The organism is Massilia sp. 01N417, assembly GCF_056399645.1.
In genome coordinates this window covers 23,444-42,791 of record NZ_JBFTRS010000027.1, presented here as the reverse complement: position 1 = coordinate 42,791, position 19,348 = coordinate 23,444, and the positions used below count along the sequence as shown (strand labels likewise).

General features: G+C 67.6%; 16 protein-coding genes. 5 read left to right on the top strand and 11 right to left on the bottom strand.

Annotation, left to right across the window (positions count from 1 at the left end):
- Positions 1-9 precede the first annotated feature (9 nt).
- Positions 10-624, bottom strand: a complete 615-nt coding sequence (locus AC1DOQ_RS23455) for a YqgE/AlgH family protein (protein ID WP_477369753.1) — start codon at positions 622-624, stop codon at positions 10-12.
- 222 nt (positions 625-846) lie between these two features.
- Here AC1DOQ_RS23455 and AC1DOQ_RS23450 point away from each other — a divergent pair, with 222 nt between their 5' ends.
- A complete protein-coding gene (locus AC1DOQ_RS23450) occupies positions 847-2,277 on the top strand; it encodes a cryptochrome/photolyase family protein (protein WP_477369663.1) in 1,431 nt (476 codons plus the stop codon).
- A 64-nt stretch (positions 2,278-2,341) separates the two neighbouring features.
- On the opposite strand, the gene AC1DOQ_RS23445 is transcribed toward AC1DOQ_RS23450, so the two are convergent.
- The 6 genes from AC1DOQ_RS23445 to AC1DOQ_RS23420 form a co-directional block, all read right to left on the bottom strand.
- On the bottom strand, positions 2,342-7,714 hold the full coding sequence (locus AC1DOQ_RS23445) for a hybrid sensor histidine kinase/response regulator (protein WP_477369661.1): 5,373 nt from the start codon (positions 7,712-7,714) through the stop codon (positions 2,342-2,344).
- A 9-nt stretch (positions 7,715-7,723) separates the two neighbouring features.
- Complete coding sequence (locus AC1DOQ_RS23440; RefSeq protein WP_477369750.1) at positions 7,724-9,955, bottom strand: methyl-accepting chemotaxis protein; 2,232 nt, start codon at positions 9,953-9,955, stop codon at positions 7,724-7,726.
- Between the two features lie 140 nt (positions 9,956-10,095).
- A complete protein-coding gene (locus tag AC1DOQ_RS23435; RefSeq protein WP_477369659.1) occupies positions 10,096-10,602 on the bottom strand; it encodes a chemotaxis protein CheW in 507 nt (168 codons plus the stop codon).
- A 2-nt stretch (positions 10,603-10,604) separates the two neighbouring features.
- Positions 10,605-10,973 (bottom strand): response regulator transcription factor, encoded by a 369-nt coding sequence (locus AC1DOQ_RS23430; RefSeq protein WP_477369657.1) that lies wholly within the window; start codon positions 10,971-10,973, stop codon positions 10,605-10,607.
- A 17-nt stretch (positions 10,974-10,990) separates the two neighbouring features.
- Entirely contained in the window at positions 10,991-11,380 is a 390-nt protein-coding gene (locus tag AC1DOQ_RS23425) for a response regulator (RefSeq protein WP_477369655.1), read from the bottom strand.
- A gap of 176 nt (positions 11,381-11,556) precedes the next feature.
- Positions 11,557-11,709 carry a rubredoxin gene (locus AC1DOQ_RS23420; RefSeq protein ID WP_477369748.1) on the bottom strand — a complete coding sequence of 51 codons (153 nt, stop codon included), beginning with the start codon at positions 11,707-11,709 and terminating at the stop codon, positions 11,557-11,559.
- Between the two features lie 179 nt (positions 11,710-11,888).
- Between AC1DOQ_RS23420 and thiD the strand changes: the two genes are divergently transcribed.
- The 3 genes from thiD (at position 11,889) to AC1DOQ_RS23405 (ending at position 15,392) form a co-directional block, all read left to right on the top strand.
- Entirely contained in the window at positions 11,889-12,707 is an 819-nt protein-coding gene (gene thiD / locus AC1DOQ_RS23415) for a bifunctional hydroxymethylpyrimidine kinase/phosphomethylpyrimidine kinase (RefSeq protein ID WP_477369653.1), read from the top strand.
- Positions 12,700-14,001 (top strand): glutamate-1-semialdehyde 2,1-aminomutase, encoded by a 1,302-nt coding sequence (gene hemL / locus AC1DOQ_RS23410; RefSeq protein WP_477369651.1) that lies wholly within the window; start codon positions 12,700-12,702, stop codon positions 13,999-14,001. Before thiD ends, hemL begins: the two co-directional genes overlap by 8 nt.
- A 107-nt stretch (positions 14,002-14,108) precedes the next feature.
- On the top strand, positions 14,109-15,392 hold the full coding sequence (locus AC1DOQ_RS23405) for an NRAMP family divalent metal transporter (RefSeq protein ID WP_477369649.1): 1,284 nt from the start codon (positions 14,109-14,111) through the stop codon (positions 15,390-15,392).
- Between the two features lie 6 nt (positions 15,393-15,398).
- On the opposite strand, the gene AC1DOQ_RS23400 is transcribed toward AC1DOQ_RS23405, so the two are convergent.
- Complete coding sequence (locus AC1DOQ_RS23400; protein ID WP_477369647.1) at positions 15,399-15,917, bottom strand: hypothetical protein; 519 nt, start codon at positions 15,915-15,917, stop codon at positions 15,399-15,401.
- A gap of 140 nt (positions 15,918-16,057) precedes the next feature.
- Here AC1DOQ_RS23400 and AC1DOQ_RS23395 point away from each other — a divergent pair, with 140 nt between their 5' ends.
- Complete coding sequence (locus AC1DOQ_RS23395; protein WP_477369645.1) at positions 16,058-16,465, top strand: hypothetical protein; 408 nt, start codon at positions 16,058-16,060, stop codon at positions 16,463-16,465.
- Between the two features lie 22 nt (positions 16,466-16,487).
- Here AC1DOQ_RS23395 and corA read toward each other — a convergent pair whose 3' ends face one another.
- The 3 genes from corA to aroE form a co-directional block, all read right to left on the bottom strand.
- Positions 16,488-17,453 carry a magnesium/cobalt transporter CorA gene (gene corA, locus AC1DOQ_RS23390; protein WP_477369643.1) on the bottom strand — a complete coding sequence of 322 codons (966 nt, stop codon included), beginning with the start codon at positions 17,451-17,453 and terminating at the stop codon, positions 16,488-16,490.
- Positions 17,454-17,767: 314 nt separating this feature from the next.
- Entirely contained in the window at positions 17,768-18,520 is a 753-nt protein-coding gene (mtgA, locus tag AC1DOQ_RS23385) for a monofunctional biosynthetic peptidoglycan transglycosylase (RefSeq protein WP_477369746.1), read from the bottom strand.
- Positions 18,520-19,344: a shikimate dehydrogenase gene (gene aroE, locus AC1DOQ_RS23380; protein WP_477369641.1), complete on the bottom strand. Its 825-nt coding sequence runs from the start codon at positions 19,342-19,344 to the stop codon at positions 18,520-18,522. Before aroE ends, mtgA begins: the two co-directional genes overlap by 1 nt.
- Positions 19,345-19,348 lie beyond the last annotated feature (4 nt).

Here is a 19,348-nt window from a genome sequence, read left to right as displayed (position 1 = left end):
CGGATCCCTTTATGCATGGCCGGCTTCCGATGCGAGCATCAGCGGGTCGATGCCCAGCAGCTTGATGGCGGCGACGTAGCGCTCCTCGATCGGCAGGTCGAACAGCACGCGGGCGTCGGCGCCCACGGTGAGCCAGCCGTTGCGGGCGATTTCCTCTTCCAGCTGGCCCGGGCTCCAGCCGGCATAACCGATCGAGACCAGCATGCGCTGCGGCCCGGTACCGTTGGCGACGGCTTCCAGCACGTCGATCGAGGTGGTGAAGGCGACATCGTCGGTGACACTGAGCGAGGACGAATAACGGCCGCCCGGCGAATGCAGCACGAAGCCGCGGTCGTCCTGCACCGGGCCGCCGAACATGATGGGTTCGTCGACCACGTTGGGGCGCAGGGTGTCGGTGACCTTGAGGTCGATGCGGTCGAACAGCACGTCCATGGTCATGTCGGTCGGCTTGTTGATGACGACGCCGAGCACACCCTTGTCGTTGTGTTCGCAGATATACACGACCGTGCCGCCGAAAATCGGGTCATTCATCGACGGCATGGCGATCAGGAAATGATTAGCCAGGTTCAGCTCGGACTGGACCGAAACCGGTTGCATCAGGCTCTCGGGAGCCTCCTGGGGCATCCCGGGCATGGTTAGAGGCTTGCCGACCTTACTTTTCTTCATACTCATACTCTCTGTTGGCTCACTCTCTCCGACCGCTGGTGGTCCACACGCTAAGCTTGGGTTTTTCGCTAGTTTACACCCATTTGCTTACGCGGCCATGAAGGCACGTTCGGACGCCCCTCCAGGTCGAAAGAATGGTAGACAGTAAAATTGCCCTTTACCTTGACTGCGCACACAAAGATGACTCTAAGAAACTCCCTGGTCTGGTTCCGGCGCGACCTGCGGGTCGAGGATCATGCTGCGCTGCACCATGCGCTGAGATCGTCGGATCGTGTGTATTGTGCCTTCGTGTTCGACAGCGACATCCTGGCCGGCCTGCCGCGCGACGACCGCCGCGTGCAGTTCATCCATGCCAGCCTGGGCGAACTCGACGCCCGCCTGCGTGCATGGGGAGCTTACCTGATCGTGCGACAGGGGCGCGCCGCAGACGAGATCGTCCGCCTGGCCGCCGAGCTGGACGTGGAATCGGTATTCGCCAACCGCGACCACGAACCGCAGGCGCTGGCGCGCGACGCCGAGGTCCAGCAGCGCCTGCGCGAAGCCGGCCGCAGCCTGCAGACCTTCAAGGACCAGGTGATCTTCGAGCAGGACGAGGTGCTGACCCAGGCCGGCGGCGCCTTCTCGGTCTTCACGCCGTACAAGAATGCCTGGCTAAAACGGCTGGCCGCCCATCCGGAAGCGGCCGATGCCTGGGAGACCGCGCCCTGGGCCGGTCTACTCGCACCCGTCCCCGCGGGACATGCCCTGCCCACCCTGGACGAGCTCGGCTTCGCGCCGCATGCCGACCCCATCGTCCCGACCGGCATGTCCGGGGCCCAAGCGCTGCTGGATGCCTTCCTTGACCGCATCGATGGCTACCATGCCGAGCGCGACTTCCCCGCCCTCGACAGCACCTCGCGCCTGTCGGTGCACCTGCGCTTCGGCACCCTGCCGGTCCGCGCCCTGGTGCGCCTGCTGCGGGAACGGAGCGGCATTGGTGCCGGCACCTGGCTGTCGGAGCTGATCTGGCGCGAGTTCTACATGGCGATCCTGCAGCGCCATCCGCGCGTGGTGACGCATTCCTTCAAGGCGGCCTTCGACAGGCTGCGCTGGGAACAAGGTCCTGAAGCCGACGCCGCCTTCGCCGCCTGGTGCGAGGGCCGCACCGGCTATCCGCTGGTGGATGCGGCGATGGCGCAGCTGAACCGCAGCGGCTTCATGCACAACCGCCTGCGCATGGTGACGGCCAGCTTCCTGACCAAGGACCTCGGCATTTCATGGGTACACGGCGAGCGCTATTTCGCGCAGCGCCTGAACGACTACGAGCTGGCGTCCAACAACGGCGGCTGGCAATGGGCGGCATCGACCGGCTGCGATGCCCAGCCCTGGTTCCGCATCTTCAATCCGGTCACGCAATCGAAGCGCTTCGATCCGGACGGCGCCTTCATCCGCCGCTGGCTGCCCCAGCTGGCGGGACTCGACAGGACGGCCATCCACGCGCCCTGGCTGGCCAAGCCGGCGCTGCTGGAGCAAGCCGGGCTGGTACTGGGACGCGATTACCCGCATCCCATCGTCGACCATGAACAGGCGCGCGAGCGTACCTTGGCACGCTTCGGAGTCCTGAAAACGTAGGGTGGGCACACTGTGCCCACGGGTTCGCGCCATGCCTGCTCATCGTGGGCACAGCGTGCCCACCCTACGCCAGCAGGCCCTCGATCGCGGCCAGCAGCACGTCTTCCTGGAAAGGCTTGCCGAAGTAGGCATTCACACCCAGGCCGAGCGCATAGTTGCGGTGCTTGTCGGCCGTGCGCGAGGTGATCATGATGATCGGGATGGCCTGCGTGGCGTCGTTGCCGCGCACGTTGCGGGTCAGGTCGAAGCCGTCCATGCGCGGCATCTCGATATCGACCAGCATCAGGTCGGGGCGGGTGTCCGGCGCCTGCAGCTGTTCGAGCGCCTCGACGCCGTCCTTGGCCAGCAGCACGCGGTAGCCTTCGCGCTCCAGCAGGCGCTGGGTCACGCGGCGCACGGTCAGCGAATCGTCGACCACCATGATGGTGGCGCGGTGCGCCGGCAGCGCCGCCGTCTCCGGCTGCGCGTAGGCGTGGTCCAGCCCGTGGTCGGGCAGCAGCAGCGGGTTCAGGATCAGCACGATCTCGCCCGAACCCAGCACGGTGGCGCCGGCGATGCCCGGCATGCGCGCCAGCTGCGGACCGACGTTCTTGATCACCACCTCGCGGTTGCCCAGCACTTCGTCGACCTGCAGCGCCAGGCGGTGGGCACCGGCGCCCAGCACCAGCACCGGCACGGAACGCTGTGCGGTAGCGCCGCCCGGCTCGTTCAGCAGCTCCGCCAGGTGCCGCAGCGGCACCGCCTCGCCCTGCACCTGGATGGCGCCGGCCGCGCGCGCCGCATGCAGCTCGGCCTCGCGCACCTGCAGAACCTGGCCGACCAGGTTGGCCGGCAGCGCATGGGTCCTGGCGCCGCTGGCCACCAGCACGACCTGGTTGACTGCCAGGGTCAGCGGCAGGTGGATGGTGAAGGCGGCGCCCTTCCCGGCCTCGCTGTCGACCTCGACCCGGCCGCCCAGGGCGCGCGCTTCGGAACGCACCACGTCCATGCCGACCCCGCGGCCGGCCAGTTCCGTCAGCGTGTCCGCGGTCGAGAAGCCCGGCTCGAAGACCAGGTCCGCCACCTCGTGATCGGACAGCGCCTCGCCGGCGCCGAGCAGGCCGCTGGATTCGGCCTTGGCGCGGATGCGCGCCAGGTCCAGGCCGGCGCCGTCGTCGGCGAAGCGGATCTGCACCTCGTTGCCCTGCTGGCTGACCTGCACCAGCAGCTCGCCGGTTTCTTCCTTGCCGCCCTCGACGCGGCGCGCGCGCGGCTCGATGCCGTGCACGATGGCGTTGCGCAGCAGGTGTTCGAAGGGCGCCGCCATCCTTTCCAGCACGCTGCGGTCGATCTCGACCGCAGCGCCGCGGATGTCCAGGTTGACGCGCTTGTCGGTCTCCTTCGCGGTCTGGCGCGCGACCCGGAACAGGCGCTCGGACAGGCTGGCGAAAGGCACCATCCGCACCCGCATCAGGTCGCGCTGCAGCTCGCGCGTCAGGCGCGACTGCGCGCCCAGGTCGTCGACGGCGGCATCCACCGTGCGGCTCAGGCCTTCGTGGAAGGAGGCCACGTCGTTGACGCTCTCGGCCATCATGCGGGTCAGTTCCTGCAGGCGCGTGAAGCGGTCGAATTCGAGCGGATCGAACTCGCGCTCGCCGGCGATCGACAGCCGCGACGCGATCTGCGACTCGGCCTGCATCTCGACCTCGCGCAGCTGGCGGCGCAGGCGCCCCAGATTGTCCGAAAAATCGGCCAGCGCCGACTTCAGCGAGCCGACCTGGGTCTCCAGCTTGGAGCGCGTGATCGACACTTCGCCGGCCTGGTTGACCAGGCGGTCGAGGATGTCGGCGCGCACCCGCACCAGCGGCGTGCGCACGTCGTCCTGCCGGCGTTCCTGGCGGCGGTCCTGAAGCGGCGCGGCGGCCGGCGCCTGCGCGGCTGCCGGGGTTTCGGCAGGCTTCGCCTCGGCCGCCGGCTGCTGCAGCTGTTCGAACAGCAGCACGGCCTGGTCGTAGTTGGCCAGCAGTTCGTCGAAGGCCGCCGGGCTGGTGGTGCCGGCGTGCAGCATGTTCTCGATCTGGGTTTCCAGCGCATGCGTGTGCTGGCCCAGGCGCATCGCGCCGGCCATGCGGGCGCTGCCCTTCACCGTGTGCAGGGCGCGCAGCAGGCCGTGCGCCACCGCGTTGGCGGCCGGGTCCTGCTGCCACTGGCGCAGGTCCTTGCCGATCTGCGGCAGCAGGTCGGATGCCTCTTCCATGAAGACCGGCAGCAGGTCCGGGTCGAGCTCGTCGGTGAAGACGGGCTCGGTGGCCAGCACCGGCTCCGGCGCGGCCTCCTCGGCCTCGGCATCGAAGGCGATGGCTTCGAGTTCGGGTACGGCGGCCAGGAATTCGTCGTCGAGGACGGCGTTGTCGGATGCCGGCTCGGGATCGGGCTGCTGCTGCTCCGGCGCCGGTTCGGGTTCCGGCACCGGCACCGGCTTGTCCGTAATCGGCTCGGGCGCAGGCGCCACGGCCTGCTCCAGGCTGGGCGCGGCAAACGGGTCGTCGAAATAGCTGTCGAACAGGTCGTCGACGGCGGCCACGGCCGGGTCGACCGGCGGCGGCTCGGCCGCCTGCGGCGCGGGCGCCGGCATGTCGGACTGCGGCACCGGCAGCGGGCCGGCCGGCAGCGGCGGATCGGCCAGGATGCTGTCGTAGGTGGCGGCGAACAGCGCGTCCAGGCGCTGCGCCAGCTCCTCGTCGGCGCCGTCGAACACGCTGTCGGCCTTCTTGCGTCCGAGTTCGTCGCGCATGAGTTCCAGGCGCGCCAGCAGTTCCGGCTGCGGCGGCGCCAGTTCGCCCAGCGAGAACACCTGGCGCATGATGCGCACGCGCTCCACGGTTTCCTCGATCAGCTGGAACTGCTCTTCGTCCAGCGGCGGCGTCACCACCTGCAGCGCCTCTTCCAGCGCGAAGGCGATCTCGCGCAGCGCATGGAAGCCGACCGTGGCCGAGGTGCCGCCCAGCGTGTGCGCAGCCTTCAAGGCCTGCGCCGACACCGCGCGCAGCGGCTCTTCGCGCCACTGGGCAAAGTCGCGCGCCAGCGTACCGATCAATTCCTCGGTCTCGCCCAGGTAGATGTTATACAGCGGCAGCGGGATCTCGAGCCCGGCGATGCGCTTGATGTTCTCTTCGGCCAGCGGGAAAGCGACCACGTTCGGCGGCCGCGCGGCGGCCTCTTCCAGCGCGAAGGTCCCGCCCTCCTGCACCCGCGCCGCGGCCTCGGCCAGCGGCTCGCCGCTGCGCGCAGGCTGGGCCCCCGCGGCCAGCTCGGCCACCCAGGCGGACAGCTCGGCATGCGCATGATCCAGCAGCGCCAGCAGGTCCGGCGTGGCGGCGCGCGATTCGGCCAGCCACAGGTTCATGGTTTTTTCGATGGCGGCGGCGGCATGCGCGAACTGCTCCAGGCCCACCATGCGGCCGCTGCCCTTCAGGGTGTGGAAGGCGCGGCGCAGGCGGGTCAGGGTTTCCTGGCTGTCCGGATCGGCGTGCGCGGCCGGCAGCGTCTCGGCCACCACGGCCAGCACTTCCTGGGCTTCGCCGATGAAGATCTCCAGCAGTTCGGCTTCGACGGCCGCGTCGGCCTGCGCCGTGCCCGCGGGGGCCGCCGGTTCGGGCGCGGCGGGCGCCGGCGTTTCGGCCGCAACGGCGGCGTCGGCAACCGGCGTGCCCTGCTCCGCCACCGCATCGAAAGGCTGTTCGCGGAACAGCTGCTCGCCGGCGTCGAAGCGGAAGCGCCGGCGCGCGCTCTCGGGATTCTGGGCCAGCGCGTCGATGAAGAAGCCGAGCGCGCCCACGTTCTGGGCCAGGTTTTCCAGGACCCGCTTGCGGGCGGCGTCATCGATGCCGCCGGCGGCCAGCTCGCGCACGCGTTCGCGTACGTGGCCGACGGTCAGGGTGGCCTGCTCCTGGTCGAGGATGGACAAGGCGCCGGCCAGCTGGTGCAGCAGCGGGTCGGCCTGCTCCAGTGCAGCCACGCGGGCCGGGTCTTCGTAGTATTCGTCGATCAGCTTCTCGACCTGGCGCAGGCCGGTGCGGATCTCGCCCGCCAGCACGGCCACGGTCTGGCCCTGCTGCAGTTCGCGCGCCAGTTCGCCCTGCCAGACCGGCGCTTCGGGCGGGGTCCGGCCCTGGGCCAGCGCCAGCAGGCGCTGGCCGACGGCGTCGGCGTGCTGGCCGAAATCCTCGGGCAGCTGGCGCACCTGGTCGAGTCCGTGCTCGACGAACAGCATCGCCGCCGCCATCTCCATGCTGAACTGGTCGCTGCGCCCGCCGGCCATGGCCTGGCGCGCGGCCTGGCCCAGTTCGCGCAGCAGCTGTGCCAGCGGAGGTGCGCCCAGCTTTTCGCTGGCGCCGGCCAGCCTGGACAGGGCAGCGTCGAAACCGGCTTCCTGCCCGGACGCGCCCTCGCTGGCGATGCGGTCCCAGCCTTCCTTGGTATGGGCCAGCGCCTCTTTCGCATCCTTCAGCGCTTCGCGGTCGATGCGCCCGTAGCGGCGCTCCATGTAATCGCGCGGCACCTGGCCCTCCAGGCCGTAGGCGTCGCGCAGCCGATGTGCATCCTGGCTCGGCTCCGCCGCCTGGGCGATGAAAAACAGGGCGTCGCGCAGCATCGCTTCCGGCAGGCTGGTGTGGCCTTGCACCAGGCGCCGCAGCTGCAGGTTGATCTGGCCGAGCAGCTGCTTCAGATAGATGTCGGCGGTCAGCTGGCCGCGGGCGGCCAGGTCGGCGACGGTCTGCATCGCCAGCCAGAAGGCGTAGGGACGCGTTTCGCGCTGGGCGCCCGCGATCGGCGCCAGGGCCTCGCGCATGTCGGCGGCGGCGTCCAGGCTGCCGCTCTTCAGGAAAGGCAGCAGCGCCTTCTCGAAACGCGCGCGGCAGGCCGCCAGGTCGGGCGACTCCGCAGCGCCGATTGGTGCCGGCAGGGCCGCGCCCGAGTCCAGCGCCAGCATCTCGCCCGGATGCACGCGTTCGGCGCCCAGCAGTTCCTGCAGCGCGCGGTAATAGGGGAACAGGCGCACCGGCTGCTGGCGGCTGGTGCCGGCGCCGGCCAGCAGCTCTTCCAGGTATTCCACCAGCGCCTGGTAGGCCTGCGCCACCACCACCGCGTGTTCGTCGTTCACCGCCAGCGCCCCGTCCTTGAAGCGGTCGAGCGCCTTCTCGGCGGCGACGGTGATGCGGTCGACGCCCTCGACGTCCACCATCTGCAGCGCGCCGTGGGCCTGGTGCAGGTGGGTCTTGGCGTGCAGCAGCAGGGTCGGCTGGGCCTCCGCACTGCGTCCCGCCGCATCCTGCAGCGCCTTGGCCGAACGCTCGAGGGCGTCGCGGATCTCGCCGATCACCCAGGACAGGGGACCGGTATCGAACGGGGCCATGGACGTGGACTGGATCGAAGGCAGGGACGAAGAGTGGGTCATGGATTGTTCTTAAGCGGCGGAGACGCGGAAGCGCGACACCGAGTTTTTCAGCTCCTGCGCGAGCATGGCCAGTTCGCGGATCGACTGCGCGGTCTGCTGCGTGCCGTCCTGCGCCTGTCCGGTGATCGCCAGGATGTGCTGCATATTGTGCGCCACCCCGTTCGCGGACGTCGCCTGCATGCCGGTCGCGGTCGAAATGCCCTGGATCAGCTCGGCCAGGCGGTTCGACACGCGCGAGATGTCGGCCAGCGCGGCGCCGGCGGCGTCCGACAGGCGCGCACCCTCGACCACGCCCTGGGTCGACTTCTCCATCGCCGCCACGGCGTCGTGGGTGTCAGTCTGGATGGTACGCACCAGCGCGCCGATCTGCTTGGCCGCCTCGCCGGAACGTTCCGCCAGGCGCTGCACCTCTTCCGCCACCACCGAGAAGCCACGTCCTGCCTCGCCGGCCGACGCCGCCTGGATCGCCGCGTTCAGCGCCAGCACGTTGGTCTGTTCGGTGATGTCCGAGATCAGCTCGGTGATCTCGCCGATCTCCTGCGAGGATTCGCCCAGGCGCTTGATGCGCTTCGAGGTTTCCTGGATCTGCTCGCGGATCTCGCCCATGCCCTTGATCGCGTTCTGCACCGCGGTCGCGCCCTGCTCCGCCGCCGCCACCGATTGCCGCGCCACCTCGGCCGATTCGTTGGCCGACTGCGACACGCCGGTGATCTCGCCCGCCATCTGCAGCATGGTCGACGAGGTGTCCTGGATCTCGCGGGCCTGCTGGCCGGCCGCGACCAGCAGGTCGCTCGAGATCTTCTGCGCCTGGTTCGACGCCTGCGTGACCTTTCCGGCGGTGTCGATGACGCGCACCACCAGGCCGCGCAATTCCTCGACCGTGTAGTTGACCGAGTCGGCGATCGCGCCGGTGATGTCTTCGGACACGGTGGCGTAGACGGTCAGGTCGCCGTCCGCCACTTCCTGCAGCTCGTTCATCAGGCGCAGGATCGCGGCCTGGTTCTGGTCGTTGGTGGCCTTCGCCTCCTCTTCCTTGGCCTGGGCCAGCAGACGCATCGCTTCCGCTTCCTGGCGGCGGGCGTCGGCGCCGCGGGTGCGGTTGCGCGAGTCCTGCAGCATCACGCGCGAGATGCTGCCGGCCATCGCCAGGGTGAAGATCGAGGCCGCCACCAGCAGCCAGAACCACGGGCCCTTGACGCTTTCGCCGGTACGGAAATCGCCCTGCAGCGCGGTCAGCTGGGCACGCAGGTCTTCGTTGTCGCGGAAGATGGTCTGTTCGGCGGCCTTGGCGGCGGTCAGGTCGGACAGGTTGTTCAGGAAGGACGCCACCACCTTCTGGCAGACCTCGAACTTGGACTGGACTTCCTCCAGCTTCGCGCGCAGGTCGTCCTCGCGCAGCGGCGCCAGCCCGAGCTGGGCGTTCCCGTGCAGCAGGCCGTCGACGGTGGCGCGGAAGGTGGCGGTGTCGCGGCCCATCTGGAACGCGGTTTCCGGGCTGATACCGCCCGAGGTCAGGAATTCGCTGGCGCTGCGCGACAGGCGCTGGGTCAGCATCATCAGGCGGCCGAGCGCGGCCAGTTCGCGCGGGCTGCCGCCCTTCGCGGTGCGCTGGGTCAGGATCTCTTCGGTCAGCGCCAGCATTTCCGGCGACAGGATGTTGAGCTGCTTGAGGCTCTTGTCGAAGCCGACCAGCTCGGGTTTCATCTTGAGGATGCTGGCGGCGGCATCATCCGAGCCCTTCCACTTGGCGCGTACCTTGGCCAGCTGGCCCAGGGTGTCGCCGGACGCGGCAGGAATCTCGTGGCCGTTGTATTCGCCGCCCTTGGCCAGCAGGACCAACTGGCGTCCCAGGGCCAGCTGGCTGTCCTGCAGCTGGGCGAAGGCGTCCGGGTGGCCCTGCATCGCGTTCGGCGCCGCCTTGCCGACGCGCTGCGAGTGCATCAGCGCTTCGCTGGCGATCTGGGTCTGACTGGACGCCACCGCGCCGCTGCCGGCGTTGCGCCACAGCGAGAAGATGGTGACCAGGATGCCGACCGCGAAGGCCACCAGCAGGATCCGCAGCTGGCGCGGCAGCGACAGGTGGCCGATCAGCGGCAGGCGCAGGTCCTCGTCGTCGCTCCCGGTGGCGGCAGCTGCTGCGGCGGCGCGCTGCTTGCGGCCGGCCAGGTTGCCGAGCCGTTCGGCGGCCTCGTCGGCCGAACCGGAGGACGGCGCAGGATCGGCGATGCCGGCGGCGGGCATCACGCCGACGCCGAACTGGGTGTCGGGCGAAGCCAGCACGGTGGCGCCGTCGTCCTTGTCCTTGGGGAGAAAATTCACCGAGAGTTTAGATGCGAATCCCATTCCAGCTCCAGTCCTGAACCTGTTGTCGTTATTTGTTTTTAAAGGCCAACCTGCAGGAAGCGCTCGTCCTGCGCCAGCGCGGCCAGCGCCAGCGGCGTCCAGGCATTGCCGTCGGCGTCGACCAGGCGGCCGTCCTGCGGGGTCATGTCGGCCGCCTGGCGCAGCCCGTGCACGCGCGCGGCCAGGAAGCCGCAGGGCAGGCCGAGGCTTGGTGCGAAGGTGACCAGGCGCGTGGCCGGGCCGATGGCGGCGCCTTCCTGGGCACCAAGAAAACGCGCCAGGTCGACCACGCCGACCAGGCTGCCGCGGATGTTGGCCAGCCCCAGGTACCAGGGCTGGGTCAGCGGCACCGTGGTGAGCGCCGGCACCGGCACGATCTCGCCGGCTTCGAGCAGGTCGAGCAGGTAGCGCTCGCCGCCGATCTCGACGCCCAGTTCGTGCGTGCGCTGGCCGCTGCCGGTGCGGGCGGCCTGCACGCGCTCGAGCAGCTCTTCCTGGTACTGGCGCAGCCGGGCGCGCCGGGCGGCGGGATCGAGGCCGGCCATGGTCAGGCGCCGAGGGCGGCGATCCTGGCCAGCAGCGCTTGCGCGTCGACCGGCTTGACGAAGTAATCCTTCGCGCCCTGGCGCATGCCCCAGATGCGGTCGGTTTCCTGGTTCTTGCTGCTGCAGATGATGATCGGCACCGAAGCCAGTTCGGGATCGCGCGTGATCGAACGCGTGATCTGGAAGCCGTTCGCACCCGGCATGACGACGTCCATCAGGATCAGTTCAGGACGCTCGGCGCGGATCTTGGCCAGCGCCTCCTCGCCGTTCTCGGCGGTGGTGACGGTGAAGCCGTTGCGCACCAGGATGTCGGTCAGGTAGTAGCGTTCGGTCGGGGAATCGTCGACGATCAGGATCTTTTGTATGGCCACGATGGGCTCCGGAGTATTCATGCCGCCGCGGCCGTGTGATCGCGCACGGCCGCCAGCAGGCTGTCTTTGGAAAACGGTTTGGTGAGGTAGGCGATCGAGCCGACCATCGCGCCGCGCGCGCGGTCGAACAGGCCGTCCTTGGAGGACAGCATCACTACCGGGGTCGCATGGAATTTCGCGCTCTTCTTGATCAGGGCGCAGGTCTGGTAGCCGTCCAGGCGCGGCATCAGGATGTCGCAGAACACCAGCGCCGGCTGATGGTCGTTGATCTTGGCCAGCGCATCGAAGCCGTCTTCCGCCAGCACCACCTGGTACCCGGCCTGGGTCAGGAAGATCTCGGCGGAGCGGCGGATCGTGCTGCTGTCGTCGATCACCATGATCTTCAGGCCTGTCGCTTGGGTCGTCATATTAGTTTCACTTCAGCATGAACCCGCACGATAGCATAGGGCGCTGGCCTTGTGCGCGAAGTGTTGCTATACGTCAACTAGGTGAAAACCGTTGCGATGATGGATTGGCAAGAAGCTTGGCAAGAAGGCATTGCCGAAGGCGGAAATGCCCCAGTTTTGCTGGCTAAAACGAGAACTCAGATGGCGGTCATTTCGAAATCGTCCTTGCGCGCGCCGCATTCCGGGCAAGTCCAGTTCATCGGCACGTCGGCCCAGCGGGTGCCGGGCGCGATGCCGTCTTCCGGGCTGCCTGCGGCTTCGTCGTAGACCCACCCACAAATCAGGCACATCCAGGTTTGGTAAGTCTGCGTTTCGTTGCTCACGTCGAATCCTTCTATATAAAATTAGGTAAAGCATCAGGGACCTCCATGACCGTAGCGAGCGGAAGCTGGAGCGTCCTGCGACGCGTAGTAGGTTATGGCGGTTCCCATCTAGTAAAATGGGAGTCAGGTATCTTAATCTAACGCCTGTGCAAAACCAACCGTCTCCACTCATCCTCACCTTCGGGCCGGCCGATCCGGTCGGCGCAATGGGCATCCAGTCCGACGTGGCCGTCTTCGCCATGCACGGTTGCCATGGCCTGTCGGTGGTAACCGGGCTGCTGGTGGCCGATTCCGCGCGCGTCGACGACATCCATCCCATCGAGTCCAGCAGCGTGGTCGAACAGGCCCGCATGCTGCTCGAGGACATGCCGATCGCGGCGATCAAGGTCGGCACCATGGCCAGCCTCGAGCAGATCGCCGCGATCGCGGAAATCGTTTCCGACTATGCCCAGGTGCCGCTGATCCTCGACCCCTTCACCTCCGGCCTGCCGGACTGCGGCGTGCGCGACGACGACATCCTGACCCTGATCCACCAGCTGCTGGTGCCGCAGGCGCACGTGCTGGTGATGTCCCAGCCCGAGCTGGCGCGCTTCGCCGACTGCTGGCGCGACCCGGGATCGATCGCCACCGTGGCCGAGGACGCGGCCGAGCTGACCGGCTTCGGCTGCGGCCACGTGCTGGTCACCGGCATCGGCGGCGGCGACGGCGTCCGCGCCGACAACCTGTACGATCCCGACGGCCTGGCCGTCAGCCTGTCCTGGAACCAGCATTTGCCCGGCCCCTTCGTCGGCGCCGGCAACACGCTGTCGGCCGCGCTGGCGGCGCGCATGGCGCGGGGCATGGACGCGATCGAGGCCCTGGCCTGGGCCCAGGACTACACTTTCGGCACCCTGCAGCATGCCTGCCGCTTCGGCATGGGCAGGCTCATTCCCAACAAACTGTACAAGAAGAACAATCATGACTGAACATACCGAACACACCTCCAGGAACGACACCCTGTTCGCCCGCGCCCAGCAGACCACGCCGGGCGGCGTGAACTCCCCGGTCCGCGCCTTCCGCTCGGTCGGCGGCACCCCGCGCTTCATCACCCGCGCCGAAGGTCCCTACTTCTGGGACGCGGACGGCAAGCGCTACATCGACTACATCGGCTCGTGGGGCCCGGCGATCGTCGGCCACGCCCATCCGCAAGTGGTGAAGGCGGTGCAGGACGCCGCCGCGCAAGGCCTGTCCTTCGGCGCCCCGACCGAAGGCGAGATCGAGATCGCCGAAGAGATCTGCCGCCTGGTGCCTTCGATCGAGCAGGTGCGCCTGGTCTCCTCCGGCACCGAAGCGACCATGAGCGCGCTGCGCCTGGCGCGCGGCGCCACCGGCCGCGACAAGATCGTCAAGTTCGAAGGCTGCTACCACGGCCACGCCGACTCCCTGCTGGTGAAGGCCGGTTCCGGCCTGCTCACCTTCGGCAACCCGACCTCGGCCGGCGTGCCGGAAGACTTCGTCAAGCACACCCTGGTCCTCGACTACAACAACATCCCGCAGCTGGAAGACGCCTTCGAATCGATGGGCGACACCATCGCCTGCGTGATCGTGGAAGCCGTGGCCGGCAACATGAACCTGATCCGCGCGACGCCGGAATTCCTGCGCCGCATGCGCGAGCTGTGCACCGAGTACGGCGCGATCCTGATCTTCGACGAAGTGATGTCGGGCTTCCGCGTCGGCCTCGGCGGCGCCCAGGCCCTGTACGGCATCACCCCGGACCTGACCGCGCTGGGCAAGGTGATCGGCGGCGGCCTGCCGGTGGCGGCCTTCGGCGGACGTGCCGAGCTGATGCACAATATGGCGCCGATCGGCCCGGTCTACCAGGCCGGCACCCTGTCCGGCAACCCGGTGGCGGTGGCCGCCGGCATGACCACCCTGAAGCTGGTGCAGGAACCGGGCTTCTACGAGAAGCTGTCGGCGCAGACCACCCGCCTGGTCGACGGCCTCACCGCGGCGGCAAAGGAAGCCGGCATCGCCTTCTGCGCGGATGCCGTCGGCGGCATGTTCGGCATGTACTTCTCGCACCACGTCCCGTCGAGCTACGGCCAGATGATGGCCGGCGACAAGGAGCGCTTCAACCGCTTCTTCCACGGCATGCTGGACGAAGGCGTCTACTTCGCGCCGGCGATGTTCGAAGCCGGCTTCGTCTCCGCGGCCCACGACGATGCCGTGATCGACGAAACGATCGCCGCGGCGCGCCGCGTGTTCGCGCGCATCGCTTAGTCGATCGCTCGGTCGATCACTTAGGCCTGGCTTATTTTCACGGCGGCGGCCCCGTCCGGGGTTCCCGCCGTGCTACACTCCGCGCCGACCCATCCTCGTCGGCCGCCATGAAGTCCAAGTTCAAGCTCTTCCGCCGTCTCACCGACAACGCCACCCTCAAATCCCTCGGCCCCGGCCTCATCACCGGCGCAGCGGACGACGATCCATCCGGCATCGCCACCTATTCCCAGGCCGGCGCGCAATTCGGCTTCAATACCCTGTGGACCCTGGTGCTGACCTATCCCTTCATGGTCGGCATCCAGCTGGTGTCGGCGCGCATCGGCCGCGTCACCGGACGCGGGCTGGCCGCCAACATCCGCCGCGCCTATCCGCCCTGGCTGCTGTACGTGGTGGTGCTGCTCCTGCTGGTGGCGAACGTGATCAACATCGCCGCCGACATCGCCGCCATGGGCGAAGCCCTGCGCCTGGTGACCGGCGTCGGGTCGCAGCACATGTATTCGCTGGGCTTCGGCATCCTGTGCCTGCTTCTACAGGTCTTCCTGCCCTACAGCACCTATGTGCGCTACCTGAAATGGCTGACCCTCGGCCTGCTGGCCTACGTTGCCACCGCCTTCGCCGTGCACATGCCCTGGACCGAGGTGCTGGCGCGCACCGTGTGGCCGCACTTCAGCTTCACCAAGGACTCGGTGGCCCTGGTCGTCGCCGTGTTCGGCACCACGATCAGCCCCTACCTGTTCTTCTGGCAGGCCTCGCAGGAAGTCGAGGAGATCCGCAACGATCGCAACACCCGCGCCCTGCGCACCCGGCCCAAGGATGCCAAGGCCCAGCTCAGGCGCATCCGCGCCGACACCCTGATCGGCATGGGCTTCTCGAACCTGGTCGCCTTCTTCATCATCCTGACCACGGCGGTGACCCTGGGCGCGCACGGCATCACCGACATCCAGTCATCGAGCCAGGCCGCCGAAGCCCTGCGTCCGGTGGCGGGCGAATTCGCCTTCCTGCTGTTCGCGCTGGGAATCATCGGCACCGGCATGCTGGCGGTGCCGGTACTGGCCGGCTCGGCCGCCTATGCCGTCACCGAAAGCTTCCGCTGGCGCAATGGCCTGGACCTGAAGGTGGTCGAGGCGCGCGAGTTCTACGGCATCATCGCGCTGGCGACGCTGGGCGGCGTGCTGCTCGACTTCGCCCCGATCGATCCGATCGCGGCCCTGGTGCTGTCGGCCCAGATCAACGGCGTGATCGCGGTGCCGATCATGACCGTCATGATGATGCTGGCGCATAACCGCAAGATCATGGGCAGCTATACGCTGAGCACCCGCCACACCGTGATCGGCTGGTTCGGCGTGGCCGTCATGCTGGTGGCCGTGGTGGCGATGTTCGCGACGATGTGAGCCCGGCTAGCTGCACTCCTCCATGAGCTGGACCTCGGCCCAGCGGCCGGCATAGACATCGTCGATGCGGCCCTTGATGGTCTCGAAGCGGATGGCGTTGGAGCCGGCGTGACGGGTGAGGCTCTGCTCGTTCTCGACGTAGGCGCGCGGCGTCGCTTCCAGGCCGGGATAGGCCTGCAGCACCCGTGCCACGGTATCGCCGGGGCCGACGCCGCGCGTGGTAAGCAGCCCGGGCTGGGACAGGTCGATGCGCCGCAGCCTGCCGTCGATGAACATCAACCCCACGCCGCGGTGTCCGGGCAGGGACAGGTAATCGCAGCCCGGGCTGACCTGCAGCGAGGCTTCGGTCGGCCGCAGCCGCGGCGCCAGCTTGCGCACCTGGGCGAAGCGCATGCCGATCTTGAACGGGCCGTAGCCCTCGGGCGACAGGCGCCACGACGACGCCGGCGTCGCTGCGGGGGCGGCCGTGGCCAGGGTCAGCGCCATGCATGCCAATGCGAAACCCGACTTCCTGATGCGTTGCATTTTCACCCTTTCGGCAAACGGTAGCGCGCCATCCCCCACGTATGGGGCTGCACCGCGGCGGCATCCCTGACTACGCTGTATGTACTGGGGGATCGGTTCGCGATCCAGATTCCAAAACTACATCGTACGGGAAAAATATCATGCAAAGCACTGTCACCTCTTCCGCAGCCCGCTTCTCGACCGCCGGCATCGTCTGGCTGAAGCTGTCGGTGGTCTACCTCATCATCGGCATTTCGATGGGCATCGCCATGGGCGCCAGCCAGAACTTCACGCTGCGCCCGGTGCACGCCCACATCAACCTGCTGGGCTGGACCACGATGGCGCTGGCCGGCCTGATCTACAGCGTGTTTCCGAAGGCCGGCGAAAGCCGCCTGGCGCGGCTGCACTTCTGGCTGCTGAACCTGGCGCTGCCGGTGATGATGTCGGCGCTGGGCCTGCTGCTGTTCGGCCAGGTCGGCGTGGCGCCCGTGCTGGCGCTGGCGGAGATCGTCGCCGCGCTGGGGATCGTGGCCTTCGCGGTCAATATGTTCATCAACCTGAAGCATTGAGGCCGGCGGCGCGGCCAGCGTCTTATTTCAGCCAGCCGCGGTGGCGGAAATACAGGAAAGGCGCGATCGCGCTGATCAGCATCAGGCTCAGCGACCAGCCATAGCCGAATTTCCAGTCCAGCTCGGGCAGGAACTTGAAGTTCATGCCGTAGATGCTGGCGATCAGGGTCGGCGGCAGGAAGGCCACCGAGGCCACCGAGAAGATCTTGATGATCTTGTTCTGGTTGATGTTGATGAAGCCGACGGTGGCGTCCATCAGGAAGTTGATCTTGTCGAAGAGGAAGGACGTGTGGCCGTCCAGCGATTCGATGTCGCGCAGGATCTGGCGCGCTTCCTCGAACTGTTCCGCATTGAGGAGGCGGCCGCGCATCAGGAAGCTGACCGCGCGCCGGGTGTCCATCATGTTGCGGCGGATGCGGCCGTTCAAGTCTTCCTCGTGGGCGATCGCATTCAGCGCGGCGGCCGCATCCTGGTCGGTGAACTCCTTCTGCAGCACGCGCTGGCTGACCTCTTCCAGGCTCTCGTAGATGCCCTCGAGCGCGTCCGCCGAGTACTCGGCATCGGTCGCGTACAGGTCGAGCAGCACGTCCATGTAGTCTTCGATCGAGCCGGGACGCGAACGCGCGCGCAGGCGCACCAGGCGGAACACCGGCAGGTCGTCGTTGTGTACCGAAAACAGGATCTTCTTGGCCAGGATGAAGGCCACGGTGACGATGCGCGAGGGACCGTCCTCTTCCTCGCGCAGGAAGTCGGTGCGCAGGTGCAGGTCGCCGTTTTCCGCCTCGTAGTAGCGGGCCGAGGCTTCGATGTCGGATACTTCGTCCTCGCCCGGCAGGATCACGCCATACATGGCCTTGACCACGGCACGCTCTTCGTCGGTGGGATCGGTCAGGTCGACCCAGACGGGCGTTACTTTCTCCAGATCGGCGCGCGACGCAATCGCTACCTGGTTCAGTCGGCCATTTTGTAGGACAAATACATTGATCATGCGCTGCTTTCTCGGCCGGATTCGGAAACAGCGCAAGTGTACCCGTAAGCCCTGAGCCCGGCCACCCCGTAGGCAACAAATTTGCTTTACGACACCATCAATTCGGGGTCAGAGCACATTTCGCCAAAAATTCGGGGTCAGAGCACATTTTGGGGAAATGACGCCTCGGAATAATTGCAGCAATCGCACAACGTTTTTGCGCCCCAAGCCTCGGATAGGCAGCCAATGCGCGCCGCGTGACCAGGCCGCGAAATGTGCTCTGACCCCGAATCAAGCGAATAATGTGCTCTGACCCCGAATTTCAACCCCGAATTTCAGGGGAGGTCGGCGGCGTTCATGCGGCGCTGGATGACGCCGGTGCGGCGCGACAGGTAGTTGGTCTGGCGGTGGGCGTCGTAGTAGCGGGGGTTCGGCAGCATCACGGCCAGGCGCGCGGCCTGGGTCGGGTCGAGGCGGGCGGCCGAGGTCTTGTAATAGTGGCGGGCGGCGGCTTCGGCGCCGAACACGCCGCGGCCGAATTCGACCACGTTCAGGTAGATTTCGAGGATGCGCTGCTTGCTCATCACCGCCTCCAGCATGTAGGCGATGACCAGTTCCTGGCCCTTGCGCAGGTAGTTGCGCGAGCCGGACAGGAAAAGGTTCTTCGCCAGCTGCTGGGTGATGGTGGAACCGCCGCCGATCACCTTGTGACGCTTGTTGTTGCGCTGCCAGGCTTTTTCCAGCGCTTCCCAGTCGACGCCGTCGTGTTCGGTGAAGTTGGCGTCTTCGGAGGCGATCACCGCGCGCTTCAGGTTGTCCGAGATGCGCTCGTAAGGCACCCAGACCTGTTCCAGCTTCGCGTTCGGATTCTTTTCGCGCAACACCGACAGCTGCTGGCGCATCATGCTGGTCGACGATGGATTGAACTGGGTCCACCAGAGTATCGTCACGAAGAAGTACAGCTGGATCAGCAGCACCAGCAGCAGAGGTCCCAGGACGATCCATTTCAGCCAGCGGCGGCGGCTCTTGCCGCTGGCCGTGCTGGCAGTCTTGCCACCGGCGGCAAGACCCGCCCTGAGCGCTTTCATCATAGCTGTCGCCGCATCTGTTCCAGGATGGTGGAGGTCTGCGGCCGCACCCCGCGCCAGATGGCGAAGGCTTCGGCGGCCTGCTCGACCAGCATGCCCAGGCCGTCGCGGGTCGCGGCGCCATGGCTGGCGGCGAATTCCATGAACGGGCTCGGCATTTTCCCGTACATCATATCCAATGCCAGCGTGTCCTGGCAAAACGCCAGCGCCGGCACCGGCGGCATCGCGCTCGACAGGCTGGCGGAGGTGGCGTTGATGACGACGTCGAAGGCGGCGTCGATGTCCTCGAAGCCGCAAGCGGATACCTGGTCCGGATGCGCAGTCTGCGCCGCGAACTGCGCAACCAGGGCGTCGGCGGTGGCACGGGTGCGGTTGGCGATCACGATCGTTGCGGGGCCGTGCTGCAGGATCGGCAGCACCACGCCGCGCGCCGCGCCGCCCGCGCCCAGCAGCAGCACCCGCTTGCCGGTCAGGGGCACGCCCGCATTGCGTACGATGTCGGCGACCAGGCCGGGGCCGTCGGTATTGTCGCCGACGATCTCGCCATCCTCGAAGCGCAAGGTGTTGACGGCGCCGGCCAGGCGCGCGCGCTGTTCCAGCCGGGTGGCGAGGGCCGCCGCTTCCAGCTTGAAGGGCACGGTGACGTTGGCGCCGCGGTAGCCGCGCGCGATCAGCCCCTGCACGGTGTCCCTGAAGCCGTCCAGCGGCGCCAGGCAGCGCTCGTAGACGATGTCCTGGCTGGTTTCGAGCGCGAAGGCGGCGTGGATGTCCGGTGACTTGCTGTGGGCGATCGGATTGCCGATCACGCAGTATTTATCGCTCATCTAA